The sequence below is a fragment of the Sphaerobacter thermophilus DSM 20745 genome, from assembly GCF_000024985.1.
GTDB lineage: Bacteria > Chloroflexota > Chloroflexia > Thermomicrobiales > Thermomicrobiaceae > Sphaerobacter > Sphaerobacter thermophilus.
The window spans coordinates 150,828-176,335 of sequence record NC_013523.1 but is presented as its reverse complement, the minus strand read 5'-3'; the positions used below and the strand labels follow the sequence as shown (position 1 = coordinate 176,335).

The window sequence follows — 25,508 nt, the reverse complement described above, 5'->3', positions numbered from 1 at the left end:
CGCGGGAGTGGCCACCCCACCCCCGAGATCCTTCGACTCGGACGGAGCCGCCGGACCCGGCTCCGCTCAGGGGGACAACGAACGCATGACCTTGACACTATCCCTCCAGGCATTCGAGCACGAAGTCGTTGAAGGCGCGGATGTGCGCCTCCAGCGGCACGTACAGCCCACCCGCCCGGTAGGCCCGCGAGGCCATGTTCTGCTGGCACAGCTCGCACATCTCCCAGTCCTGGCGGTTCACCAGATCGAAGAAGGCCACCGCATCCATCGGATCGAAGCCTGGCTCCGCCATCACCGCCGGGTCGAACAGCCAGTCGCACACCACCCGCGTCTGCGTCGGCCCCAACGGCTCCAACCGGTGGACCACCACATGGTCCGGCGTCAGGTTGACGAACACATTGGGCAGCAGCACGAAGCCGTAGTAGGTGCCCAGGTCCTGCTCGGCCAGCCCCGGCAGCGGTGGACGGGTCGTCTGCCCGCTCAGCGTCAGGGCCACTACCCCCTCAGCAAAGCGCGCCCCCACTCCCTGCTGGTAGGCCAGCCCCGCCTTGAAGCTGGGCACCGCCCGGCTTAGCTCCGGATGGGTCACCGCGCAGTGGTAGCACTCCATGAAGTTCTCCACCACCAGCTTCCAGTTGCAGGCCAGCTCATAGGTGATGGAGTGGCCCACCGCCAGCGTCGCCAGCCGGTAGCGCCCCACCGTGTCCAACTCCCCGAAGCGGCGCAGGATGGCCGGCTCAAGCTGCTCCGCCAGCGGCGGCGGGTCCTCCGCCAGGGACAGCCAAAGCAGCCCACCCCACTGATCGCAGGCTACCGGCAGCAGCCCGTGGGCATCCCGGTCGAAGGCATCGACATCGCGCAGGTTGGGCGCGCCCAGCAGGCGGCCATCCAGCCCGTAGCTCCAGGCGTGGTAGCGGCACTGGATGGCGCCGGCGACATGCCCGCAGGGCTCGGTGCAGAGCCGCGCCCCGCGGTGGCGGCAGACGTTGAGGAAGGCGCGCACCACCCCGTCGCGCCCCCGGACCACCAGCACGCTCTCGCCGGCCAGGTCGACCGTCAGGTAGTCGCCCGGTTGGGGGATGGCATCGGCGCGCCCAACGCAGACCCACAGGCGGCCGAAGAGGCGCTCCTGCTCCTGGCGGTAGATGTCGGGATCGTGGTAGTACCGGCCGGGCAACGTGGTCGCGAAGGGCGTCGCGGTCGAAGTGTCAGTCACCATCCGCCGCTCCTTTACCGAGCCGGCCCGCCCCGGTCAGGTCCCGCGGTGATCCATCGCTCACCGAGGCATGCCGCCGGTGGCGGCACGGTATCTGTTCCAATCGGATGCCTCGCATCCTAGCAGCGCACCCCACGCCGGTCAACGACTTCAGGAGCGCGGGCGTCTCGCTTGTCCTCCGCGCGTAACCCCCCTCTCCCAAAGTTGGGAAATGGGTCGGGGATGAGGACCGCTCTCACCGAGCGAGGCTCAACCCGACGCCCACGCTCCTCGCCTTTGGAATCGACGCGGCCTGCGGAAAATCCCTGGTAGAATCGTGGCAGGAGGGTCGCAGCGATGAACGGCGTATCCCGGCAGACGTGGTTGAGCATCAGCGGCACCCCGGAGTTGCGCCGCCTCAAGTGGGTTGCGATCCTGGCGCCGGTCGTCTTCCTCGCCGCGCTGGAGGCGATGCGGCACATCATCTACCCCAGCCTGTTCCACTCCTGGCCGGGCTACCTCCTGCTCGCCGGGATCGTCCTGATCGGTACCCTCTTCTTCGCCGAGGCAATCTTCAAGGTTATCGGCCGCATGCAGGCGAGCCTCGCCGAGCAGAACCAGGAGCTCCTGGCGCTGCACGAGGCCGGGCTCGCCATCACCAGCCAGCTCGACCTCCAAACCGTCCTGCAGAAGGTGGTCGACGAGGCGCGGGAACTCGTCGGTGCCCGCTACGGCGCCCTTACGCTCCTGAGCGAGGAGGGCTGGCCTGAGGCGTTCCTCACCTCCGGCCTCACTCCGGAGGAGCGCGAGCGCATCGGCCCGGAGCCGGTCGGCCACGGCATGCTCGGGGTCGTCATGAGCGACGGCGTCGTGCTCCGCATCCCGGACGTGACCAAGGATCCTCGCTCGTTCGGCTTCCCGCCACATCACCCGGTAATGCGCTCACTGCTGGCGGTACCGATCCGCTCGCACGGCCGCATTCTGGGCAGCCTCTACCTGACGGAAAAGGAGGGTGCGTCGGAGTTCGATGCCGCTGACCAGGCGCGGCTGGAGCGCTTCGCCACGCAGACGGCCCTGGCCATCGAGAACGCCCGCCTGCACCAGCGGGTGCAGGCGCTGGCCATCGCCGAGGAGCGTGAGCGGATCGCCCGTGAGATGCACGACAGCCTTGCCCAGGTGCTCGGCTACGTCAACACGAAGGCTCAGGCGGCCCAGGAACTCCTGCGCAACGGCCAGCAGGAGCGGGCGTCGGAGCAAATCGGCCAGCTCGCCCAGGCCGCACGCGACGCCTACGCCGACGTGCGCGAGAACATCCTCGGCCTGCGCACCTCTCTTGAGCGGGAGCGCGAGTTTCTCGAGACGCTGCAGGACTACCTCCAGCGCTGGCAAGACCAGAGCGGCATCCCCGTCGACTTCCGCACCACTCCGGCCGGCATCACCGACCTCAGGCTCTCGCCGCTCGCGGAGCTCCAACTACTGCGCATCATCCAGGAGGCTCTGGCCAATGTGCGTAAGCACTCCGGGGCCAGCCGCGCCACCGTCCACATTCACCGCTCCGCCGGCTGGATCGGAGCGACGGTCGAAGACAACGGTTCCGGTTTCGACCCGTCAACCATCGGCCGCAGCGCTTTCCCGCGCTTCGGCCTGGCCACCATGCGCGAGCGGGCACAGGCGGTCGGCGGAACCCTGGAGATTCGGTCGGCACCGGGGGAAGGAACGCGCGTCGCGGTGCGGTTGCCCGTGGGAGCGGCATTCGTCCCTGCTGATGTCCGGCCCGTCGAGTCCGTGAGCACGGCAGCGAGCAAGGGAGAGGTGGATGAGAGTCATAATCGCTGACGACCACGCCCTGTTCCGCGACGGCTTGCGCAGCCTGCTGGAGGCGCGCGGCGTCGAGGTCGTGGCCGAGGCGCGCAACGGCCGGGAGGCGGTCGAGCTGGCCCGGCAGCTCCGCCCGGACATCGTGCTCATGGACCTGACGATGCCGGTGATGGGCGGACTGGAAGCAACCCGGCTCATCAGCGCCGAGTTGCCCGACGTCAACGTCGTGGTTCTCACCGCCTCCGAAGATGACGCCGACCTGTTCGAAGCGGTCAAATCAGGGGCCGAGGGCTTCCTCCCCAAGAACCTGGAAGCCGAACAATTCTTCGACCTGCTTCAGGGCGTCACCGAGGGTCAACCGGCCCTCACTCCCGGACTGGCGCGCAAGGTGCTCAACGAGTTCGCCCGCCCAGCCGCCCCACGCCCGGAGCGAACCGCCGAGGAACTGACCGAGCGCGAGCGCGAGGTGCTGGAGCTCCTGGTGCAGGGCGTGACCTCGAACAAGGACCTCGCCGACCGCCTCTTCGTCAGCGAGAACACGGTCAAGTACCACCTCCGCAACATCCTCAACAAGCTCCACCTCCAGAACCGCGCCCAGGTCATCGCCTACGCCCTCCGCCACGGCCTCGTCGAGCCGCCGGAGGAGTAGGGGATGCAAGCTCCCGCCTGGTGGCCTTCGGCAGGTTGATCCAGTTAGGACGTACCGCGCTTGACGGGTACCAGCGGCCGGCCAGGGGGTGAGAGGCCCCGCCGCGGTGGCACGTGTCCGGGGGTTCACCCCCGGGCTGACAAGGAAAGCCGGCTGGGGAACAGCGCTCACCCCTCGGTAGTATGGTATCCACCATTCAGGTATGTGCCCGGGGACAAAAATCCCCGGGCACCCACCAGGCTGCGAGGATCTTCCCACCACTCGGTCGGCACACTGCCCTCAGCCGGCTCTAGCCGGCTTTCGTTGTCAACCCGGCGGCTTAGCCCCCGGCGAATCCCGCCACCCCAGCCTACGGATAGCTCCCCTCTCCCAAGGTTGGGAGATGGGCCAGGGGTGAGGGCCGTTCCCACGAGACGCCCACGCTCCGGACCCTTGCCTGACCTACCCCAATGGGTGGGCCCATCCCGCTTTCTCACCCACCAGGGTGGGGAAAAACCCACCCCTTCCGGTCACCCGTGAACTACCCCCCAGGTCGTGGGGCGATAGCCCCTCCCCGCCTAGCCTTGATGCCAGAAGGGCCGATACAGCGGCCCGGAGAGGCGCAAGGACAATGGCACGGCACGAGGCCACAATCCAGCTCCCCGAGACGGTCGTTGAGGACCCGGCCCTGGCGCGGACGCTGTTCAACGACGTCCGCCTCGGTTGGGTCTGGCTGGCCGTCCGCCTCTACGTGGGCTGGCAGGCCCTCGAGGCCGGCTGGGCCAAGCTCCAGAGCCCCGAGTGGATGAGCGGCGGCACCGCCCTGCGCGCCCATTGGGAGCGGGTGGTGGAGGCCAACCCGGCGCCCGGTTCCGGCTCCAACTGGTACCGGCACGTGCTCGGGTATCTGCTCGACACCGGCGGCTACACCTGGGCGGCCAAGGTGATCGCCATCGGCGAGACGTTCGTTGCGATCGCGCTGCTGCTCGGCCTGATGACCGGCGTGGCCGCCACGCTCTACTGCCTGGCCAGCATCAACGTGCTGATTGTCGGCGCCGGGCCGGTCGACCCGTTGCTGCCGGCGCTCGCCGTCGTCCTGGTTCTGGCCTGGAAGACGGCCGGCTGGATCGGGCTCGACCGCTGGCTGCTCCCGGTCCTGGGCACACCCTGGCGCCCCGGCCTGATCCGCCGGCGGGCGCGGGGCAGGGCGAGCGACCGGGAACCGGTTGGAGAGATTCCCCGCTGAGGTCGGCGGGACACACGAAGACATGACGTACACACCGGGACGTGACAGGAAGAAGGGTACGATGGCACGGATACATCTCAGCAAGCGAACACTGCGGATCGCCATCGCAGCGCTGAGCGTGGTGGTGCTGCTACTCGGCGCGGCCGCTTACGGGTTGCCCGGCATCTCGCAGCCGGCCGCCGACAGCCACGCCGGCCACGCGGCTGCTGCCGCCTCGGCGGTCGAGCCCGCCCCGGCGGACCTGGTGCGGATGCCCCAGCCGGAGGTTGCACCGCCGGTGGGCGACCGCGGGCCGCAACTGGTCAAGGTCGAGCTCGAAGCCAAGGAGATCGTGGCCGAGATCGACGATGGCGTCGCCTACAAGTTCTGGACCTTCAACGGCACCGTCCCCGGGCCGATGATCCGGGTGCGGGAGGGCGATACGGTTGAGCTGACGCTGAAGAACTCACTCGACTCGACGGCGCCGCACAACATCGACCTGCACGCGGTGACCGGCCCGGGCGGTGGGGCCGCGGCGACGACCGTCTCGCCCGGTAAGCAGGCCACCATCCAGTTCCTGGCGATGCACCCCGGCGTCTACGTCTACCACTGCGCGACGCCGCCGGTCGCCATGCACATCGCCAACGGCATGTACGGCCTGATCGTCGTGGAGCCCGAGGGCGGGCTGCCGCAGGTGGATCGCGAGTTCTACGTGATGCAGGGCGACTTCTACCTGAGCGGCGAGCGCGGCGAGAAGGGCCTGCACGGCTTCGACATGGAGCAGATGCTGGCCGAGAACCCCGACTACGTGGTCTTCAACGGCTCGGTCGGCGCGCTCACGGGCGACAACGCCCTCAAGGCCAAGACCGGCGAGACGGTGCGGATCTTCTTCGGGGTCGGCGGCCCGAACCTCACCTCGAGCTTCCACGTGATCGGTGAGGTCTTCGACCGGGTGGCGCCGGAGGGCGCGGCCGAGTGGGTCAGCCACGTCCAGACGACGATGGTGCCGGCCGGCGGTGCGACCATCGTGGAGTTCCAGGTCGAGGTGCCGGGCAACTACACGCTGGTGGATCACAGCCTGGGCCGGCTGGCCAAGGGCGCGGCCGGCGTCCTCCAGGTCGAAGGCCCGGACAACCCCGAGGTCTACACGGTCATCGAGCACGGTGATCAGAGCGGCGGCCACTAGCGCCGCCCACGGTGAAAGCGGGAGGGTGACCGCCCGGTCACCCTCCCGCAACCGCGCCCGGACGACTCGCCAACGGGCGCGGGACGGCAAACCCGGTAACGGGGAGTGGGAAGGAGAACCCATGATCGACCTGACGAATCGATTCTCGCGGCGGGGCTTCGTCGGCGCGCTGGGCGCGCTGGGGCTCGGCGCGACCGGCCTGACTCTGGCGAGCTGCAGCGAGGCCGAGACGTCCGCAGCGCGAGCCGCCGACGACCACATGGAGCACACCAGCAGCCCCGCCGCGACCCCCACGAAGGACTACGCGGAGATGGACAGCATGCACGAGGCAGGGGTCAAGGCGTTCCCAGCCGAGACCGAGGGCCTCGGCGGCCAACCGCTCTCCTATGAGCTGGACGGCGATGTCAAGGTCTTCCGGCTGACCTGCCAGAAAGTGCAGTGGGAGACCGAGCCCGGGCGAGTCGTCGAAGCCTGGGCCTACAACGGCGTGGTGCCGGGGCCGGAGATCCGGGTGACCGAAGGCGACAAGGTCCGCATCCACGTCACCAACGAACTGGACGAGAGCACGGCGGTCCACTGGCACGGCCTGATGGTCCCGAACAGCATGGACGGTGTGCCCTTCATCACCCAGCCGCCGATCCGGCCCGGTGAGACCTTCACGTACGAGTTCGTCGCGAAGCCCGCCGGATCGCACATGTACCACTCGCACCACAACGCGGCCGAGCAGGTGACGATGGGGTTGCTCGGTGCCTTCATCGTCGAGCCGAAGGACCCGTCTACCCGCCCGGCCTATGACGTCGAGTACACCCTGATCCTCAACGACGGCCCGCTCGGCTTCACCATCAACGGCAAGAGCTTCCCGGCCACCAAGCCGCTGGTAGCCAAGCGTGGTCAGAAGGTGCTCATCCGCTATATGAACGAGGGGCTGATGGCCCACCCGATGCACCTGCACGGGATGCCGCAACTCGTCGTCGCCAAGGACGGCTATCCCCAACCGCAGCCGTGGTACTGCGACACGATCAACGTGGCGCCGGGCGAGCGCTGGGACGTGATCGTGGACGCCACCGAGCCGGGCGTCTGGGCCTTCCACTGCCACATCCTGTCGCACGCCGAGTCCAACCACGGCATGTTCGGCATGGTGACCGCGCTCATCGTCGAGGAGTAGGCGGGGCGGGTGGTCCACGGGGCCCACCGCGTTAGCCGGTGCCCGGGACGAGCGCCGCCGCGCCGATAAGGAGGAAAGCCCACTGAAGGGGCTGTGGCGCCGACATGCAGACGTTCCCGGTTCGGCCTCCCGCCGGGGCGCTGCATCCGCAGCCCCTTCAGTGGGCTTCGCTTCCTCGCCCGACGGCTGATGACCGTGGAGGTGCTAACCTCATTCACCTGTCAACAGCCCGCTCGCTCATGGGTGTCCTCCTGAGCGAAGCGAAGGATCTCACGCGGGTGGTCGCTCCCGCGCGGGATCCTTCGCGTCCGTCGACCAGATCGGAGATTGGTAGCGAGAAGGTTCCCGCGTCATGGCACGTGCCTGGGGGTAAGCTCCCAGGCACGTGCCGGTTCCGAGCATCCTTCCGCCAGGGTGTGGCCCCTGCCGTGTCCCAGCCGGCTGAAGCCTGCTTCGCTCATCAGCCCGGGGCTTTCAGCCCCGGGCACCAACCACCGCACAGAGATCCAATCAGCACATCCCAAGCTATTTAGGAGAGGAGAGGGCGAGCCTACTCCTCTTCCTCTCCCAGGCGCGCGGTGTAGGTCTTGCCCAGCCCGGCGTACTGGTCAGCGGCGATGTGGTGGAGCAGCGGGGAGTCGGCGTCGATCAGCCAGCGGTCGGAGAAGAGCTCGTCGAGGGCTGAGACCGCGAGCACCTCGCCGACGAAGAGATCGTGGTCGGCGAGGGACAGGCGTTCGACCAGCCCGCACTCAATGTGGGCCACGCACTCCTCGACGAGCGGTGCTTCGACCTCGGCCGCGTCCGTGGGCGTCAGGCCCGCCGTGAGGAACTTGTCGCCATCGCGACCGGATTCGATACCGCAGCGGTGGACGGCGTTCAGCAGGTCGATCGTCGGAACGTTGAGGGCGAACGCCTCGCTGCGGCTGATGAACTCATGGGTGAGCCGGCCCGGGTGGATGGCAACGCCGATCCGGGGCGGGTCGAATCCCAGCGGCAGCAGCCAGCCGGCGGTCATGACGTTGTGCTGGGCACGGTAGAGCGAGGTGACCAGCACCAGCGGACCCGGTTCCAGGATACGTGCCGCCAGCCGCGGCTCCACCGCGCGCTTCTCTGCCACCGTCTCACCCTCCCTCCCCACACGGCTGTCCGGAGTACCGCTAGCGCGGTACGCGCTCGATGCCCTCCGTGTCCGGCACCCGTTCCCAGACCTGGCCGTCGCGCCCGACCGGCAGCAGCGACCGGTAGAGCCGGTAGTATCGCTCGGCGATCGCCCGCTGCGTGAAGTGATCCAGCACGCGCTGGCGCGCGCGCCGCGCCAGCGCCAGGCGCTTCTCCTCGTTGCTCAGGAGGTCGTCGAGGGCCGCCGCCAGCGCCGCCGCGTCACCCTCCGGCACGACCACCCCGGCGTCGCCGATCGTGCCCGGGATCTCGCCGGAGTCGGAGCCGACCACCGGCACCTGGCACGCCATCGCCTCGATGATGACGCGGCCGAACTGCTCCTTCCAGTTCCGCCGCGTGCGGGACGGGATCACCAGCACGTCGAGTTCGGCCAGCGCCTGGGGCATGTCGGCCGCCGGGACGGCGCCGCGGAACAGCACGCGGTCGCGCACGCCCAGCGCCCCCGCCTGCATCTCCAGGCGCGTCCGTTCCGTGCCGCTGCCGATGATGTGGAGTTGCGCGCGGTTGCGCAGCCGGGCGAAGGCGTCGATCAGCACGTCGACGCCCTTCTCCGGCACCAGCCGGCCGGCGTACCCGATCCGCGGCAGGTCGCGCGGGCGCGGATCGGATCGTGGTTGGAAGAGATCGGGGTCGACACCGAACTGCGGGATGACCTCGAGCCGTCCGCGATAGCCCTTGCGCCGCAATACCTCCGCAGCGTCGTTGATTCCCGCCACCGCCGCAGCGGCCATGCGGTAGTTGGCCAGCTCGAACAGGCGGAAGGGTGGCGGATAGCGGCGATAGAGGTTCTGCCAGGTGAAGAAGACCACGCGCGCGCCGACCATGCGGCCCAGCACCGACGCGTGGAAGGTCACCGTGTTGTACGGCTCCTCGTCGATGTGGAAGATGTCGGGGCGGAAGTCGCGCACGATCCGGCCGAGCCGTGGATAGAAATGAATATGGTGACGGCCGTTGAAGACCATCGGCAGCTCGACGAGGCGGTAGCCCTCGGTGTAGCGGCGCTCCAGGCGCAGCACCCCGACCCGCTCCTCGAGCCAGTACGGCGGCACGACCGCCATGAGTTCCACGCCGGGAAGCCGGGCCAGCTCTTCCAGCTTCTTCTGGTAGACGCCGGTCACCAGCGCCTTCGATAGCATGAGGATCTTCACCGTGGCCACCCTCTAGGCGGGAGCCGGCGTCGCGCTCGCCAGCACCGATCGGTAGACGGCTCGGGTCTGCTCAGCCGTCCGCTGCCATGAGAACGTCTCAGCCTGCTCCAGGGCGCGCCGCGCGAGGCTGCGGCGCAGGCGCTCGTCACGCATAACCGACACCATCGCCGCCGCCAGTCGCTCCGGCGTCGGGTCGACCAGCAGCCCGCCCTGGCCGACAACCTCGGGCAGGCTGGAGCGATTCGCCGCGATCACCGGCGTGCCGCAGGCCATTGCCTCCAGCGGCGACAGGCCAAACCCCTCGTAGAGGGAGGGGAAGACGTAGAGATCGGCAAGGTTGTAGAGCGCGACCTTCTCCTCGTCCGTAATCGAGCCGGTCAGGACGACCCGCTCCTCAACGCCGAGCCGGCGGATCACCGGCTCCAGCGGCGGGTAGAGCCGCTGGTTCCCGGAGTGCGCCCGCCCGGCGATGACGAGGCGTGTCTCCGGCGGCAGGTCGGGCAGAGCCTGGGCAAAGGCTTCGATCAACACGGGGACGTTCTTTCGCGCGTCGAGCCCACCCACATTGAAGATCACCGGCCCCGGCAGCCCGTAGCGGGCGCGCAACGCGGACGCCGTCTCCGGGTCGTCGCTCGGGCGAATCGCCGGATCAACCGCGAGCGGGATGACGTGGATCCGCTCTGACGGAATCCCGAGCCAGGCGGTGATGTCGCGCCGCGAGCAGTCGGAGTCGGTGATGATGGCATCGGCACGTCGCGCGACGGCACTGACCAGCCGGAGATACAGGCGCATCAGACGCCCCCCGCCGTACTCAGGGAAGATGAACGGGATGACATCGTGCACGGTGATCACAAGCGGGAGCCGGGTGAATCGCGGACCGGCGAAGTAGGGAACGTGCAGCAGCCTTGCTCCAGCCTGCCGCGCGCCGCGCAGCAACCCGCGCTGCTCCCACCAGAGTTTTTCGGCCTTGTCATGCCGCACCCAGGGCGGAATCGGCACGCGGATCGTGTCGGTCGTTCCCGCAGCGCCCCCACCGAGCTGCGGGTCGACCGGCATCGGCAGGTCCGGCCGGACCAACACCGTAGTCGGCTCGTCCGCAGTCGCGGCGAGCGCCTGCCACAAGTGCAAGGAATATTGACCACTTCCTGTGGTAGGCTGTTGGAGAAACCGGCCGTCGAGGGCCACCCGGCAGTGCGCGACGTCCATGTCGGGTCGGATTATACCAGAGCCCTCCCCGGCCGAAAGCGCCCGCGGAGCCGGGCAACTGGCCGCGCTGGTGGTGGAATAGATGGCCGTCCACCGCACGTTCTCATACCTAGACCCACGAGCTGGTGGGCACCCTGTGACGGAGGAGTTTCGCGCATGTCTAAGCCCGTAACGGTCAGCGATGCCACGTTCGATCAGGAAGTGCTCAAGTCCGATGTGCCTGTCCTGGTCGACTTCTGGGCCGTCTGGTGCGGACCGTGCCGCATGGTCGCACCGATCCTCGATGAAATCGCCGAAGAGAAGGCCGGCTCGCTGAAGGTCGCCAAGGTCAACGTCGATGAGAACGCACGCGTGGCCGCCCAGTTGGGCATCACCAGCATCCCGACGCTGATCCTGTACAAGGACGGCCAGCCGGTCGAGCGGATCATCGGCGCCCACCCGAAGCAGCGCCTGCTGCAGCAAATCGAAAAGCACCTGAGCTAGCCGGACCCCCGGCAAACCAGCGGGACCACCGGCGGTGGGCCGCCCAGCCCGCCGCCCCGGTTTCGCCTGCCCGTGCTCCTGATCCAGCAGCTAGCGGTTGGCCGGGCGAGCCGTGCGCAGGATCGCGGCGACGCCCTCAGCGTTCGGCACACCGCTGCGCAGTGTCGCCTCGATCGCCGCATCCACGTCGTACGCCACCCGGCGGAACTCGACCGACCAGCCGTCGGGTCCGCTGGTGAAGACAGCGTAGCCCGCGCGCTGGTCCCCATCGAACGGCAGGCCGACGGTGCCGACCGCCGCGATGAGCCGCCCGTCGAGGCGCCGCTGGTACTGCACATGGATGTGCCCGTAGCCGACGGCAGCAGTCCCGGCAGCGTCGAGCACCCGCGCCACCGCCTCCTCCGGCGCGTCCGGCGACAGCACGTCGTGGCTGCTCCAGGGTGTCGCGTGGACCACGGTAAGAGCTTCGCCGCGCTCGTCGGGCACCGTCAACGAGAGCGGGAGGCCGGCCAGGTACTCGACCTGCTCGGCCGTGAGGCGTTCGACCACCCAGCGGTCGATCTCGATCTGGGCCGGACCGTGCCGCTGGGCCTCTGTCGCGCCCGCCGGCCGGGCGCCGTCGGTCGCGACCTCGACGATGAACTCGTCGGTGTTGCCGCGCACCGCGCGGTAGCCGCGCTCACGGATGCGCTCCACGCACTCGGCTGGGAACGGACCGCCGAAGGCGAAGTCGCCGGCCATGATGACCTCATCGAACGGCCCGGTCGCGTCGATATCGGCCAGCACGGCGTCGAGCGCGTACAGGTTGCCGTGAGTATCCGAGATCACCGCCACCCGCATGGTGTACCTCCGTGTTGCGTATTGCGTCATGCGTCATACGTCACTCGTCATGCGTCGATCTTCCCCCTCACCCCCAGCCCCTCTCGGACGGAGCCCACCAGGGGAGAGGGGAGATATACGCAATACGGGTGACGGGTGACGCATGACGTATGACGTATGATGCCGCTCATCGCGTCCCGACCGCGCGCTGCACAGCTGCCGCACGAGCCGCGGCCTCGATGGTGTCGTCGAGCGGGGACAGGGTGACCTCCCCGTAGCGGCGGCGCAGTGCGGCGGCGATCAGGAAGTCGGCGATCGCCGGGTTCTTCGGCAGGAGCGCGCCGTGCAGGTAGCAGCCGATGGCGTTCCGGTAGCGGCAGCCTTCGGTGCCGTCCTCCCCGTTGTTCCCCCGGCCGACGCGCACGCGGCCCAGTGGCCGAGCCCCCGGACCGAGATAGGTCCGGCCGCTGTGGTTCTCGAAGCCCACCACCTCGCCGAACTCGTCGCTGTCGACCACGATGTTGCCGATGAAGCGCTCGTTCCCGGCGATGGTCCAGGCGTCGAACAGGCCGATCCCCGGCAACTCCGGCCCGTCATGCGGCCGGTAGAAACGACCGAGGAGCTGGTACCCGCCGCAGACGGCCAGGAGCGGCACGCCGGCCTCGACCTCGGCCCGCAGCACCTCACCCTTCGGCCCGCTGATGTCGGCGGCGACGGCAACCTGCTCCCGGTCTTGCCCGCCGCCCCAGAAGAAGAGGTCGTAGCGGCCGGCCTCCAGCGGCTCGCCCACGCCGAGCGTGACTACCTCGGCCTCAATACCCCGCCAGCGGCAGCGCTGCGCCAGCGCCAGCACATTGCCGCGGTCGCCGTAGATGTTCATGGTGCTGCCGTAGAGCCAGCAGATGGTGAGCTTCATATCTGCTCCGTAGGACGTAGTGTGTATCGCGTCTTGCGTGTTGCGTATTCCGTGTTCCGTGTTGCGTTTGAAACCCGCTGCTGTTGCCTACGTCTCGCGCCTTACGCAAGACGCATCACGGAGCACGGAACACACAACACGCCTCACTCCTCCCAGAACGCCTGCACCACGCCACGTGCCGCAAGGAGCTCGCGCAGGCGCAGCATGGCGGTGTAGGTCGGCAGGATGAAGCCGGTGCCGTCGGCCGGGAGGTCGTCCACGAAGGTGTCGAGCGCGTCCGGCAGGTCGCCCAGCGGCACCAGCCGCTCCTCGGGGATCCCGGCGTACTTGAGGCGCAGCGCCATGTCGTCCCCGCGGATACCTCCGGTGTAGAGCGGCACGGGCACGTCCAGCAGCCGCTCGGCGTCGACATCCCACAGCCAGGAGACGTCGCGCCCGTCGGCGTCCAGGTCGTTGATCAGGATCAGCGTCGGGGCCGCGCCGCCCATCTCCAGCATGCGCAGTACCTCGTTGAAGCCGACCGGGTTCTTGACCAGCACGATCACCAGCTTCCGGCCGCGGTAGGTGACCCGCTCGATCCGCCCGAAGGCGGAGCGGAAGCGCTCCAGCCCCTCGGTGACCGCCTCGGGACGAACGCCGAGGGTGAGCGCGGCGGCTGCGGCGGCCAGGGCGTTGTACGCGTTGTACAGCCCGGGCACCCCGGCGCGGACCGCGATCGGACCGTCCGCGGTGTGGAGCGTGAGCGTGAGCCCCTCCAGCCCGCAGAGCTGCACGTCGCGCGCCGCGACGTCGAGCGCGGGACGCTGGTACCCGCAAGCCGTGCAGGTGTAGTCGCCCAGGTGCGAGAGGAAGAGCCGCTCGTAGCGGAGTGGCGCGCCGCAGCGGCGGCAAACGGCGGCGTCGGCCGCGTGCGGCAGGTCTTCGAGCTGGTAGCGGCCGTCGGTCATGCCAAAGGTGCGGCGCGTCGCCGTGAGCCCTTCGGTGAGCGTCGCCAGGGCCGGGTCGTCGGCATTCACGACGACGGTCGCTTCCGCGGGCAGTGCCCGCAGCGTCTCGCCCCACCGGGTGGCGATGGTATCCAGCTCGCCGTAGCGGTCCAGTTGGTCGCGGAAGAGGTTCAGCAAGAGCACCAGGCGCGGGCGGGTGCGGCGCACCACCTCGGGGAAGGCCGCCTCGTCGGACTCGATCACGGCCACGTCGCCGCGCGGTCGTCCGGTAAGGGCCGACTGCTCGGCAAAGGCGGCGGTGATGCCGCGCACCAGGTTCGAGCCGGAGCGGTTGTGGATCACCCGTCGCCCGGACTGCGTCAGGATGCCGGCCAGCATGCGCGACGTGGTGGTCTTGCCGTTCGTGCCCGCCACCACGACGCAGCCCCCGTCCACCTGTCGCGCCAGTTTGTCGAGCACCGCCGGGTCGATCATGCTGGCGATCACACCGGGTGCGGCGGTCCCGCCGCCCCGGCCGAGCCGGCGAATGAGGAACGCGCTTGCCTTCCCGGCCATGACCGCCAGCGCGAGTCGCGGGTCCATCACTGTCCGTCCTTGTGTCATGACGAGCCTACTGCCCGTCGGCGGTGCCGAGAATCACCGTCAGGGTACTGAGCTGGCTGTAGTCGAGCATCGGGGCAAGGTCGGCGCTGACGGTGTCGGCCTGCACGTTCCGGTGGACCTGCGTCACCCGGCCGATCACCAGCCCCGCCGGGACGCGCGCCGTCTGGCCGGAGGTGACCACCAGGTCCCCCTCGGCCACGTCGGCGGCCGGGTCCAGGTAGCGCAGGGTCATGTGGCCACCCGACTGCCAGCGGCCGTAGACGATACCGTCGGCCCCGCTCCGCTGGATCAGCCCGCCGACCTGATACGAGGAGTCGATCGCCAGCGTCACCCGGGCGCGATCCGGCGCCACCTCGGTGACCTGGCCGACGAAGAAGTTCGGGCTGACGACGGCCATGCCGACCGCGACGCCGTCGTTGCTCCCCCGGTCGATCACGACATACTGCCGCGAACCCTCGGGGTCGCGACCGATCACAGTCGCCGGGAGTGTGCGCAACTCGGCGTGTGCCGTCTGGAAGCCGAGCTGTTCACGGAGCTGTACCACCTCCTGCTCGAGCTGGCGCAGCCGCACGTTCTCGGCCAGGAGTTGATCGCGCTCGGCAGTGACAGCGGCGAGTTGTCGCGCGAGCTCCGAATCGTCCGTGCCGAGATTGCCGATGGCCCGGCCGAGGCGGTTGAAGCTGTCATTGAGGGGGCCGAGAACCTGCTCGGCACCGGTGCGGATCGGGTCGAGCCGGTTGCGCTGGTCGAGCAGGATCAGGCCGCTGCTGGTCACGACGAAGAGCAGAATGAGGATAGCCGTCTGGCGGAGTGTCAGCGACAACATAGGCTACGTCTCTCGCGGCACACTGCCGGGAAGGCCCGGCGTGCCCGCTCCCCTCCCTATTCCGCCCGACGGACCGAATCCGAGCTCCTTACCGGCTCGGCCGGCGCAACTCCTGCCCGCCCGCGAGCGCCCGCTGGTAGAGGTGGAGCGCCTCCGCCACGCGGCCGGTACCCCGCGCCACGCAGGTCAACGGGTCGTCCGCGCGGTAGACCGGCATCCGCAACTCCGCCTGCAAACGCTTGTCGAGGCCCATCAGCAGCGCCCCGCCGCCCGCCAGCACGATGCCGCGCTCCATGATGTCCGCGATCAACTCGGGCGGCGTCTCCTCGACGCAGGTCTTGATCAGGTCGATGATCGTGTTGACCGGGCCGGAGATGGCGTCGCGGATCTCGACGCTGCTGACCTCGACCGCCTTTGGCAGACCGGTGAGCAGGTCGCGTCCGCGCAGCGTGACGCGCCGCTCTTCTTCAAGCGGGTAGGCCGAACCGGCAGCGATCTTGGCGTTCTCCGCCGTTCGCTCGCCGATCACCAGGTTGTGGTCTCGTCGGGCAAACTGGATGATCGCGTCGTCGATCTCGTCCCCCGCGACGCGAATCGAGTAGTTCACAACGATGCCACCGAGCGAGATGATCGCGACCTCGGTTGTGCCACCGCCGATGTCAACGATCATGCTGCCGACTGCCTCGTTGATCGGCAGGCCGGCCCCGATGGCGGCCGCCATCGGCTCCTCGATGGTGTACGCCTCGCGCGCGCCCGCGCTGAGCGCCGCGTCTTTCGCAGCGCGCTTCTCAACCTCGGTTACACCGCTGGGGATACCGATGACAACTCGCGGATGGGGGGCCATGAAGCGCTGCACGTGCACCTTGCGGATGAAGTAGTGCAGCATCATCTCGACGGTGTCGAAGTCGGCAATGACCCCGTCCTTCAGCGGGCGGACGGCCACGATAGTCTCCGGCGTCTTGCCGACCATCGCCTTCGCCTCGACCCCAACAGCGAGGGCGCGCCTTGTCTTCTTATCGACGGCGACGACCGACGGCTCGGAGATAACGATGCCCTTCCCGCGCACGTAGACGAGGGTGTTGGCAGTCCCGAGATCGATCCCGAGATCGCGGCTGAACAGGCCGAACAGCGCGCTGAGCGGTCGGATCATGCCGGATGGGACCTCCTACCCCCCTGTGCATCGGCAGTCGCCCCCGGCAGGAGCGGCCGCCCGTCGTCGCGCCCGGCACCGACGGTCCCCCGACCGTCCCCATCCGTGCCAGTACCAAGGCGGCCGGATTATACCATACGGTCGCGAGCAGCCCGGCACGGCGCGCTAGTGAAGGTACAGCGCCGGGTCCTGGTAGACCCCGTCGAGCTCGATGATGAAGTGCAAGTGCGGCCCTGTCGAGTAGCCGGTGCTGCCCATCGGGCCGATGTAGTCCCCCTGCGCGACCGGCTGCCCGACCGACACCGCGGGCTCCTCGGCCAGGTGGCCGTACCAGGTCACGAAGCCGTTGCCGTGGTCGATGCTGACGGCGTAGCCCAGGCCGTAGTCATTCCAGCCCGCGAAGGTGACCACCCCGCCGTCGGCCGCGTAGAGCGGCGTATAGATCTGGTTGGCGATGTCCCACCCGCTGTGGCCCTCGTGGAAGTACTGGGTGATGATGCCTTCGGTGGGCCAGATGAAGGACCCGGTCGCAACGCCCACCTCCGGTGCTTCGGGTGCCGGCGTGCCGGGCTCGATCGGCGTCGGCCCGTGCGGCGCAACGGCGACCCGCGACGGGATGGGCAGCGGCGCGGGTCGCGTCCCTCCGGGGATCATGACATCGCGCCCGACCACGAGCGGCGCCCCGGCGCTCAACCCGTTCGGGAGATAGTCGCGGATGGCGGAGGGCTCCACCCCGTAGGTCGCGGCCAGCGACTCGACGGTGTCGCCCTCGACGACCGTGTGCAGGATGCCGTCGGTCGGCGGCACCCGCAGCGACGTACCGGCCGGCAACTCGCTCTCGGCATCCATCAGATTGTTGGCGGCCAGCAGCGTCTCGACCGTGCGGCCGGTCTCCCGCGCCACGTCGGCCACCGTCTGCCCCTCGACCGTCATGTAGGTGGCGACCTCGAGTTGGGGCACCGTGACCGACACACCCGCAGCGCTCAGGTAGCCGCTCAGGCCAACCCCGCCAAACGCCGGGATGGAGAAATCCGGCCCGCCCGCGCTCGCGACTGAGGCATACCGCATCACATCGCTGCCGCCCGGCTAGCTTGGGACCGGGGCGCGGTTCCAGAATCCGCCCCCAGCCACCACCGCGACCGTGACGGCGAGCACCACTGCGTGCGTGAGCCGCGCGCTCAGTCGCGACCGGCGCGGCGTCACCTCTGGAGTGATCGGCAGAGCATCAGTGAAAGCGGGGAGCGGTGTTTCGGGGGTGGGATGACGGGGAGACTCCGGGGACCCGGACGTCTCCGGCGGTGTGGGCGGCGATGCGGCGGGGCTCGCGTCCCCGCCATTGCCGACGTCCTCCCACGGACGCCAGCCGAATCTCACAACGTCATGTGTCCCGGCGAGCGTCGACCCAGCACCATGCACCGGGTCGCGTCGCTGGTCTTCCCAGCGATCCCGCACCCTTCCCGGTTCCTCCCCCGATGTCGCGTGCGGTCGCCTGCGCCGGCATCTCCCCCCGAGCCGGCACGTCCCCCAGAATGCGACCGCACCAGCGCGGGGCCAGGATAGCAGCCGCTTTCCACGGCTGTCAACCCAGGAACCCGCGTACGTGCGCACCCTTGCGGCGGTGCGGTAGAGTGTGACCGGTCGCGGTCGGCGGCGGAACCGACCGATTCGACGCGGAATCCACGGGTAGGGAGCAGGCGAGGGAGAGACGACGGTGGCAGCAAACTACGTCATCCACGACGTGGCGATCTTCGACGGCGAGCGGCTCCTGGACGGCCGCCACACGGTGGTCATCGACGCCGGCCGCATCGCGGACATCCTGCCGGCGGGTGCGGTGCCGGCCAGCCTGCTGGGCGAGGCACGGAGCAGCGGACGGCTGGTCGCGGGGGATGGCCGCACGCTGCTCCCCGGGCTGATCGACCTGCACGTCCACCTGACCTGGAGCGCGGGCGCCGATCCGGTCGCGACCCTGGCGCTGGAGACGCCGGAGCAGACGTTGCTCCGGAGTGTGGGCCACGGGCTGGCGCAGCGCGACGCGGGTATCACCACGGTGCGCGACCTGGGCTCGCCTCACGACCTGGCGATCCGCCTGGCGGAAGCGGTCGCGGCCGGGTGGGTGCCCGGCCCGCGCATCGTCGCCTCCGGCCGCACCTTGATCATGACCGGCGGCCACGATCCCTTCTGGGGCCTTATGGTGGATGGCCCGGCCGAGGCGCTGAAGGGAGTTCGCACCCAGCTCTTCGCCGGAGCCCAGGTCATCAAGGTCTCCGCCACCGGCGGGGTCTATGGCCGCGCGGCCGGAGAGGCGGTTGACGACGTGGAGCTGCTGCCGGAGGAGCTGGCGATCATCACCCAGCAGGCCCACCGGCGTGGGGTGAAGGTCGCGGCGCACGCCATCGGTGAGGAGGGGATCACCAACTGCCTCGACGCCGGGGTCGATACCATCGAGCACGGCCACTTCCTGACCCGCGAGCAGGCCAGGCGCATGGCCGATGCGGGCACCATCCTGGTGCCGACGCTCTTCGTCTACCAGCAGGTCGCGGGCGCGGCCGGGGTGCCGGAGTACGCCAGCGCCAAGGCCCGGGCCATCGTCGAGCGTCACCGGGAAGCGGTCGCCATCGCGCGCGACGCCGGGGTGCGCATCGGCGCGGGGTCGGATGCCGGGTCCCCGGGCACCCCGCACCCGTCGCTGGTGGAAGAGATCGAGTGCCTGGTCGGGGCAGGGCTGCCGCCGACAGAAGCGCTCGCGGCGGCCACCAGCATCGCAGCCGAGGCTCTGGGTCTGGAGGGCGAGATCGGCCGGGTGCGCGCCGGGCTGGCGGCCGACCTGATCCTGGTCGAGGGAGACCCCACCACCAGCGTCGCCGCCCTGCGACACGTGACCCACGTCTGGCAGAGCGGCCGGCTCACCGTGCGGCCCATGTAGGGACGGCCGGCTGGGCGCCGGGGAGGGCAACGTCGCGCCGTGTTCCTGTTCCAGCATGGCGATGTGAAGATCCGGACGCCGTGGCGCGTGCCCGGGGGTAAACCCCCGGGCACCGACCGGCATTGGACACCCCGGCCGACGCAGACCCCGCCCCTTCCGCGGGAAGGGACATTCCCGATATACTCAGCCCGCGTCGTCCACCCGTCTCGAACGTGCACGTAGGGGCGGGTTCGGAGCCCGCGCGATCCGACCCGCGCCAGCACTCGAGGCGCCCGACTACGAGCCGGGCGGTAGACGCGTGCCGCCATTACACACATGCATACACGAGGGAGCCGGATGATCCAGGAGGTCGACGCCATCATCAACCCCGCCTCGGGGAACGGCCGCAACCGGCGGGTCTGGCCGGGCGTGGCTGGGCGCCTCCGCGCCCGGGGCATCACCGTCCGAGAACACCTGACGAGCGCCCCCGGCGACGCGACTCGCCTGGCACGCGACCTCGTCCTCGGCGGCGCGCGGGAGATCCTGGTGGCGGGCGGCGACGGCACGCTGAACGAGGTGGTCAACGGTCTCTTCGACGACGGCCGACCGCTCGCGCCCGACGTCGTCGTCTCCGTCGTCCCCTGCGGCACAGGGCGCGACTTCTCCCGCTCCCTCGGCATCCGCAACACCGACCATGCCCTGTCGGTTCTGACCGACGGGAAGGTCTACACGGTGGACGTCGGGCGGATCACCTATCAGGAGGACGGCGCCGCCCGCAACCGCTACTTCCTGAACGTGGCCGATGTCGGCCTCGGCGCGGAAACCGCCGCACTGCTCAACCGCTCGTCCAAGGCCCTCGGCCCGTTCCTTGCCTACTTCCTGGGCGCGGCACGGACGATCCTCACCTTCCGCGGCCACGTCGCGCGCGTCGTGGTCGACGGCCAGACGATATTCCACGGGCCGATCGGGATGGTGGTGCTTGCCAACGGCCGCTATCACGCGGGCGGCATGGACATGGCCCCGATGGCCTCGCTGACTGACGGGCTGTTCGAGGTGCTGGTGCTGCGGGAGGTCCCGCGCCGGATCCTGCTCGGGTCGCTCCTGCCGCGGGTTTACCGGGGGCGGCACATCGGGCACGCGGCGGTGCTCCACCTGACTGGCCGGGAGGTCATGGTCGAGGCAGAGGGTACATTGCTCTTCGAGTGCGACGGTGAGCAGCCTGGGGCGACCGATATCCGCGCCGTCGTCTTGCCCCGTTCCCTCCGTGTGCGAGCCGCAAACGACCTGACCATGCCGGTTGCGGCAACTTCGCGCCGTTGACCCGGGGCGCAGTATCTGCAAGAATCCCAGCGGGCGCCGCGACCGCGGCGCCGGGACGTCGCTCGTGGCGGACCCGATCCAGCCCGCGAGTGCAGGGAGTTGGTGACAATACCATGACTGTCGAAACCGGGTACTCTCTTCTGAACGCCAACCAGGCAGCCGCACCGGATTTCTCCGTGATCGGCGAGCTGCGGACCGAGACCCAGCGCTGGTTCGCCGAAGGGCTGAAGCGGGAACTGCTGCGCCGGGGCCACACCTACCACGAAAAGCCAGTCCCGGACATCCGGCTCGTGCTCAACGTCGTTGACCCGGACAACCCGCAGCCGTACCGGCGGAAGGCGCAGGCGACGTTCGTCACGGCCATCGTCGATCTGGACTACTACCCCGAGGACTTCATCCGGACCGGCTACCCGTACCTGGTTCGAGCGCTCTCGAACCTCGGTATCCTCCTGGCGCGGGGCGAGAACGGGCTGGAAGCCCACTTCCTGACCATGGAGCAAGGGCACTACGTCGTCACGTACACCCCGGGGGAGGATGACGAGTTCTTCGCCCGCATCTACGATCGCATCCAGCCGCTGGCCTCGTCGCAACTGGTGATCAACAACATCTTCAAGACCGACTTGGAAGAGGAACTCTGGAACGGCGACGAGATCACGCAGCAGCTCACCCGGGCCGGGCAGAAGCTGGACGCCATGAACCTCTTGCCGGCTCCGTTCCCGATCCACGAGATCCTCGGCCCGCGTGACCTGCGCCATGTGATGCGCCTCTACGGCATCGGCGGGCTCAGCTACGGCAACCTCAGTGCGCGCAAGGACGAGAAGCGTTTCTGGATGAGCGCCAGCGGTGTCGACAAGAGCAAGCTGGAGGTGATCGGGCGGGATATCCTGCTCGTCTCCGACTTCGACCCGGAGACGCCGGCCATGATCCTGAGCGTGCCACCCAACGTGCAGCCGCGCCGGGTCTCCGTCGACGCCATCGAGCACTGGATGATCTACCGCGAGCACCCGGAAGTCGGGGCCATCGTGCACGTCCACGCCTGGATGGACGGCATTCGCTCGACCGAGATCAACTACCCCTGCGGCACGATCCAGCTCGCGACCGCCGTGGCCGAGCTGGTCCGCCAGGAGCCGGACCCGAGCCGCGCCGTGATCGGGCTCAAGAACCACGGTGTGACGATCACCGGACACAGCCTGGACGAGATCTTCGAGCGCATCGAGGGCAAGATCATCCCCCAGGTGCCGATGTCGTAGCCGTCGAGCGGCACCACTGCCCGAGCGGCGTGGCAGGCACCGCGCCGACGGCCACGGGACACGCATGACGCATCGATCGAGCGAACACGGAACGGGCCGCCCTGGCTGGGCGGCCCGTCGTCATGCTGGGGTGGGCTCCGCGCCTAGCGGATCGCCCGCTCCGCGTTGACCCGGCCCTTGCCATAGAAGGGGTCGTTCCCGGGCTGGCCCAGGTCGTCCGCCGCGGCGCGCAGGTCGCGCTCCACATGCTGCGGCTTCATCGAGCCACCGTTCTGGCTGATGATCAGCGCCGCGACGCCGGAGACGTGCGGTGCGGCCATGCTGGTCCCGGCGGCCCAGCCGTAGCCGCCATCCTCAATCGTGCTGAAGACCAGATCGAACACCCAGCACGGGGCAAGGGCCCCGGCGACGAAGCACAACAGGCCGGACTCCTCGAGCGCGAAGTCGACGTTGCCGCCGGGAGCCGCGAAGTCGATCACCGAGCGGCCATAGTTGGTGTAGAACGCCGGAACGTCGAGGTCGGTCGACGGGTCGAGGGCCCAGCCGAGCGGCCCGGTGGCCGAGATCGAGAGGACATGTGGGGCATCCGACGGCACATGGAGGCCGTCCTTGTCCTTGTCGCCGTTGATGGCGTCGTTGCCGGCCGAGGCGATGATCGTAGTGCCCTGCTGGTACGCGTAGGTGGTAGCGCGCCCGAGCGCGGTCATCAACTCCTGCACCTCTCGGGCGCTGACGCAGCCCTCCTCATCACAGTAGCCGCTGCGGGCGAGCACGGCGCCGAGGCTCATGTTGATGATGTCGGCGTCGATGTTGGCGGCGTAGACGATCCCGGCGATGACCGCCTCGAACGTGCCGGTGCCTTCCGCATCCGACAGGACCTTCACCCCGACCAGCTCCGCCTCAGGGGCGATCCCGACCGCACCACTCCCGTCCGCCGCGGCCGCAATCGTGCCGGCGACGTGGGTCCCGTGGCTGAAGCCGGTGCCCGGGGTATGGGTCCAGTCCTCACCCGGGACGAACGAGATGCTCAACTCCTGGTTGACCTGCCCGGCAAGGTCGGGGTGGGAGGCGTCGATACCGGTGTCGAGCACTGCCACCCGGACCCCGGCGCCCCGTACGCCCTTGGCCCATGCCTCCTGTGCTTTGACCGCCGTGTGGCCCCACTGCAGCGCGAGGAACGGGTCGGTCACGCCGTCGGCTTCAATCGCGGCCGCCTCGGCGGCGCTCAGGGTGACCGGGGCCACCGGCTGCGTCCATCGGAGCTTCACGTTGGGGACGACCGAGCGCACCCCTCCGAGGCGCGCGGCCTTGGAAGCGAACCCGGCATCGGCGCTCTGGGCCACGAGGACGCCTACCTCCGGGATCGCGCGTGTGACCGTGCCGCCCTGGGACTCCACCTGGCTCGCGAGACCGGGCGGGATGTTGTTTCCCTGAGTGAGGATCAGATAGGAGCGAGCCGGACCTGCAGCGCTGGCCGGCAAGGCAAGCTGGCTCAGCGTGAGAGCAAGCAACACCGCGAGCGTGAGAATGCGTCGCATCGTGGGATCCTTCCCCTTCACCTGGCAGCAGCCCCCGCCACACGGCGGGGCGCTGCGACCTGAAGACCTGACCAACGGCACGACGGCACGGCGACAAGAGACGCCTGGTCCGTCGGCCGCTCCCCCACGGCTGGTCTCCGGCCACACCTCCTCTCCCGACCGACAGCGAACCGCATGACCGATCCGCTGCCAGCGCCACTCCCTGGCTCAGCCCCGTGCGGCTTCGCACGCCACCACGATCAGGTGCGAATGAATCTCGTCTCCCGCCACCCGCTCCCGCGCTGCTGTCATCCTGAGCGGAGCCGGCTGGTGCGGAGCGGCGGGCGGCGGAGCGAAGGATCTCGCCTCGGATCGGCCACGCGGCGGAGAAATCCTTCGCTGCGCCAGGGGCGGCTGGTCGCCGCCTCCGGCTCCACTCAGGATGACCGGGACACAAGCGCCTAGCCGAATCAGTGTAACTCGCATGGAACGAGTATCGCATCTTTCGTTCCATGTTTCGATGTTGCGTTGTAGTCGTATCCGCCCGTTCGGGCGAAGTGGCACGAGGCACCTCAGTCAGAGGCTTGCCAACGCTGCGACGTCGCACGGCGGGATGAGGTGGACTTGATAGTTCGATGGGGTTTTGTGTGCTGCGTGTCCCCTGCTCCGTGCCCTTGGAGATGAGGGACACAACACCGAACACGGAAGCCGGGACACGCAGGAGGCTTCAGTCGAACGCGAACACTGCCTTGATCACGCCGCTGCGGCCCTTGCGGGTGACGGTGTCCAGCGCCTCGCGGTAGTCCTCGAGCCGGAAGCGGTGGGTGACGAGCGGCGCCAGGTCGAGTTTCCCCTCGGCCATCAGACGCACCGTCAGCGCCATGGTCGAGATGCGCTCGCCGTTGATCTCTTCGATCGCGTAGCAGTAGGTGCCGCGGACGGTGATCTCCTTCATCCAGATGGTGGACCAGTCCACCCCGCTCGGCACCGCCGCCAGCCCCACCAGTACCAGCCTGCCGCCCGGGCCGGTCAGGCGTAGGCCGTCGTCGAGCGTCTCGTCCGACCCCACACAGTCGAAGACCAGGTCGGCACCGCCCCGCACGACGTGCTTGCCGATCACGGGCTTGTGCACGTCGCCGCCGGTCTCGCGGGCGACCGCGCGGTAGAGATCGACGCCGCGTGTCTCGCGCAGGATCACATCGGCCCCGTAGCGCGCGGCCATCTCCCGCTGGAGCGGGTGGCGCGCCGCGACGATGATCAGCGCGCGCGAGCCAATGGCGCGGATGGCGGCGATGGTGCAGAGGCCGAGCACCCCGGCACCCAGGATCAACACCGTCTGATCGTCCTCCGGCCGGTTGCGCAGGACGGCATGCAGCGCCCCGGCGAACGGCTCGGCCATCAGCGCGTTCTCATCGGAGACGCTATCCGGCACCGGGACGAGCTGTGACCGGTGGGCGACGAAGTTGGGGCTCCAGCTCCCGCCGGTGTCCCGGCAGAAACCGGTGAGCATCCCGGGGGCGATGGTCCCTTCGCGGAAGCGCAGGCAGAGGTTGCGATCACCTCGCGCGCAGGCCGGGCACAGGTCGCGGAAGCCGCGCACCTCGCAGCCGAGGACCGGATCGACCACGACCCGCTGCCCGACGGCGAACCCTTCGACGGCGCTCCCGATCTCCTCGATCGTGCCCACGTTCTCGTGGCCGAGCGTGAAGGGGAAGGACACGAACGGAGTGGTGGCGGTGCTGGTGTGGAGGAGGATCGTCCCCAGGTCGCTACCGCAGATGCCACCGTAGCGCGTCTTGACGCGCACCCACTCCGGGGTCGGCAGCCGGGGCGGCGGGACGTCTCGCAACTGCAAGCAGGCGAGGTCGCTCCAGAACACCTTCCGATAGCCTCGCCCGACGACCTTCGACAGCACATAGCGGGGAATGTTGTCGCTGAACTGCAGCGCCTGCACCGCACCCTCCTCTCCGGCCGCACCGGAGTGCCACCGCTCCAGCTCGGCTCAGTGTACGGGGATCCCAC

General features: G+C 69.2%; 21 protein-coding genes. 9 read left to right on the top strand and 12 right to left on the bottom strand.

Annotated features, from left to right (window positions below; all coding sequences use genetic code 11):
- Window positions 1–97 precede the first annotated feature (97 nt).
- Window positions 98–1,219 (bottom strand): aromatic ring-hydroxylating oxygenase subunit alpha, encoded by a 1,122-nt coding sequence (locus tag STHE_RS00770; RefSeq protein ID WP_012870644.1) that lies wholly within the window; start codon window positions 1,217–1,219, stop codon window positions 98–100.
- A 333-nt stretch (window positions 1,220–1,552) separates the two neighbouring features.
- Here STHE_RS00770 and STHE_RS00765 point away from each other — a divergent pair, with 333 nt between their 5' ends.
- The 5 genes from STHE_RS00765 (at window position 1,553) to STHE_RS00745 (ending at window position 7,217) form a co-directional block, all read left to right on the top strand.
- Window positions 1,553–3,031, top strand: coding sequence for a GAF domain-containing sensor histidine kinase (locus STHE_RS00765; RefSeq protein WP_012870643.1), 1,479 nt, complete (start codon window positions 1,553–1,555; stop codon window positions 3,029–3,031).
- On the top strand, window positions 3,012–3,662 hold the full coding sequence (locus STHE_RS00760; RefSeq protein WP_012870642.1) for a response regulator: 651 nt from the start codon (window positions 3,012–3,014) through the stop codon (window positions 3,660–3,662). Before STHE_RS00765 ends, STHE_RS00760 begins: the two co-directional genes overlap by 20 nt.
- 610 nt (window positions 3,663–4,272) lie before the next feature.
- A complete protein-coding gene (locus STHE_RS00755) occupies window positions 4,273–4,887 on the top strand; it encodes a DoxX family membrane protein (protein WP_012870641.1) in 615 nt (204 codons plus the stop codon).
- A 61-nt stretch (window positions 4,888–4,948) separates the two neighbouring features.
- Complete coding sequence (gene nirK / locus STHE_RS00750) at window positions 4,949–6,052, top strand: copper-containing nitrite reductase (protein WP_012870640.1); 1,104 nt, start codon at window positions 4,949–4,951, stop codon at window positions 6,050–6,052.
- A 121-nt stretch (window positions 6,053–6,173) separates the two neighbouring features.
- Window positions 6,174–7,217 carry a multicopper oxidase family protein gene (locus tag STHE_RS00745; protein WP_012870639.1) on the top strand — a complete coding sequence of 348 codons (1,044 nt, stop codon included), beginning with the start codon at window positions 6,174–6,176 and terminating at the stop codon, window positions 7,215–7,217.
- Window positions 7,218–7,767: 550 nt separating this feature from the next.
- Here the strand turns inward: STHE_RS00745 and STHE_RS00740 are convergent.
- Genes STHE_RS00740 through STHE_RS00730 form a run of 3 tightly spaced genes read right to left on the bottom strand, consistent with a single transcriptional unit; the run spans window position 7,768 to window position 10,852 of the window.
- Window positions 7,768–8,337, bottom strand: a complete 570-nt coding sequence (locus STHE_RS00740; protein WP_012870638.1) for a flavin reductase family protein — start codon at window positions 8,335–8,337, stop codon at window positions 7,768–7,770.
- Window positions 8,338–8,377: 40 nt separating this feature from the next.
- The gene (locus tag STHE_RS00735) at window positions 8,378–9,547 is read right to left on the bottom strand and encodes a glycosyltransferase (protein WP_012870637.1); all 1,170 of its coding nucleotides are present in this window, start codon (window positions 9,545–9,547) and stop codon (window positions 8,378–8,380) included.
- Window positions 9,548–9,559: 12 nt separating this feature from the next.
- Window positions 9,560–10,852 (bottom strand): glycosyltransferase family 4 protein, encoded by a 1,293-nt coding sequence (locus STHE_RS00730; RefSeq protein ID WP_012870636.1) that lies wholly within the window; start codon window positions 10,850–10,852, stop codon window positions 9,560–9,562.
- A 57-nt stretch (window positions 10,853–10,909) separates the two neighbouring features.
- Between STHE_RS00730 and trxA the strand changes: the two genes are divergently transcribed.
- Window positions 10,910–11,236: a thioredoxin gene (trxA, locus tag STHE_RS00725; RefSeq protein WP_012870635.1), complete on the top strand. Its 327-nt coding sequence runs from the start codon at window positions 10,910–10,912 to the stop codon at window positions 11,234–11,236.
- A gap of 90 nt (window positions 11,237–11,326) precedes the next feature.
- Here the strand turns inward: trxA and STHE_RS00720 are convergent, their stop codons facing one another.
- The 6 genes from STHE_RS00720 to STHE_RS19500 form a co-directional block, all read right to left on the bottom strand.
- Window positions 11,327–12,076: a metallophosphoesterase family protein gene (locus STHE_RS00720; RefSeq protein WP_012870634.1), complete on the bottom strand. Its 750-nt coding sequence runs from the start codon at window positions 12,074–12,076 to the stop codon at window positions 11,327–11,329.
- A gap of 166 nt (window positions 12,077–12,242) precedes the next feature.
- Window positions 12,243–12,971 carry a type 1 glutamine amidotransferase gene (locus STHE_RS00715; RefSeq protein ID WP_012870633.1) on the bottom strand — a complete coding sequence of 243 codons (729 nt, stop codon included), beginning with the start codon at window positions 12,969–12,971 and terminating at the stop codon, window positions 12,243–12,245.
- 143 nt (window positions 12,972–13,114) lie between these two features.
- Window positions 13,115–14,500, bottom strand: coding sequence for a MurT ligase domain-containing protein (locus STHE_RS00710; RefSeq protein ID WP_012870632.1), 1,386 nt, complete (start codon window positions 14,498–14,500; stop codon window positions 13,115–13,117).
- A 28-nt stretch (window positions 14,501–14,528) separates the two neighbouring features.
- The gene (gene mreC / locus STHE_RS00705; RefSeq protein ID WP_012870631.1) at window positions 14,529–15,347 is read right to left on the bottom strand and encodes a rod shape-determining protein MreC; all 819 of its coding nucleotides are present in this window, start codon (window positions 15,345–15,347) and stop codon (window positions 14,529–14,531) included.
- Between the two features lie 88 nt (window positions 15,348–15,435).
- A complete protein-coding gene (locus tag STHE_RS00700; RefSeq protein WP_012870630.1) occupies window positions 15,436–16,497 on the bottom strand; it encodes a rod shape-determining protein in 1,062 nt (353 codons plus the stop codon).
- Window positions 16,498–16,662: 165 nt separating this feature from the next.
- Window positions 16,663–17,565, bottom strand: a complete 903-nt coding sequence (locus tag STHE_RS19500) for a M23 family metallopeptidase (protein ID WP_012870629.1) — start codon at window positions 17,563–17,565, stop codon at window positions 16,663–16,665.
- A gap of 643 nt (window positions 17,566–18,208) precedes the next feature.
- On the opposite strand from STHE_RS19500, the gene STHE_RS00690 reads away from it, so the two are divergent.
- From STHE_RS00690 to STHE_RS00680, 3 genes are all read left to right on the top strand, one after another.
- Window positions 18,209–19,420, top strand: a complete 1,212-nt coding sequence (locus STHE_RS00690) for a metal-dependent hydrolase family protein (RefSeq protein ID WP_012870628.1) — start codon at window positions 18,209–18,211, stop codon at window positions 19,418–19,420.
- Window positions 19,421–19,756: 336 nt separating this feature from the next.
- Complete coding sequence (locus tag STHE_RS00685; protein WP_012870627.1) at window positions 19,757–20,719, top strand: diacylglycerol/lipid kinase family protein; 963 nt, start codon at window positions 19,757–19,759, stop codon at window positions 20,717–20,719.
- 113 nt (window positions 20,720–20,832) lie between these two features.
- Window positions 20,833–21,969, top strand: a complete 1,137-nt coding sequence (locus STHE_RS00680) for a class II aldolase/adducin family protein (protein WP_012870626.1) — start codon at window positions 20,833–20,835, stop codon at window positions 21,967–21,969.
- A 143-nt stretch (window positions 21,970–22,112) separates the two neighbouring features.
- Here the strand turns inward: STHE_RS00680 and STHE_RS00675 are convergent, their stop codons facing one another.
- Window positions 22,113–23,507 (bottom strand): S8 family peptidase, encoded by a 1,395-nt coding sequence (locus STHE_RS00675; protein ID WP_012870625.1) that lies wholly within the window; start codon window positions 23,505–23,507, stop codon window positions 22,113–22,115.
- A gap of 706 nt (window positions 23,508–24,213) precedes the next feature.
- Complete coding sequence (locus STHE_RS00670; RefSeq protein WP_012870624.1) at window positions 24,214–25,440, bottom strand: zinc-dependent alcohol dehydrogenase; 1,227 nt, start codon at window positions 25,438–25,440, stop codon at window positions 24,214–24,216.
- Window positions 25,441–25,508 lie beyond the last annotated feature (68 nt).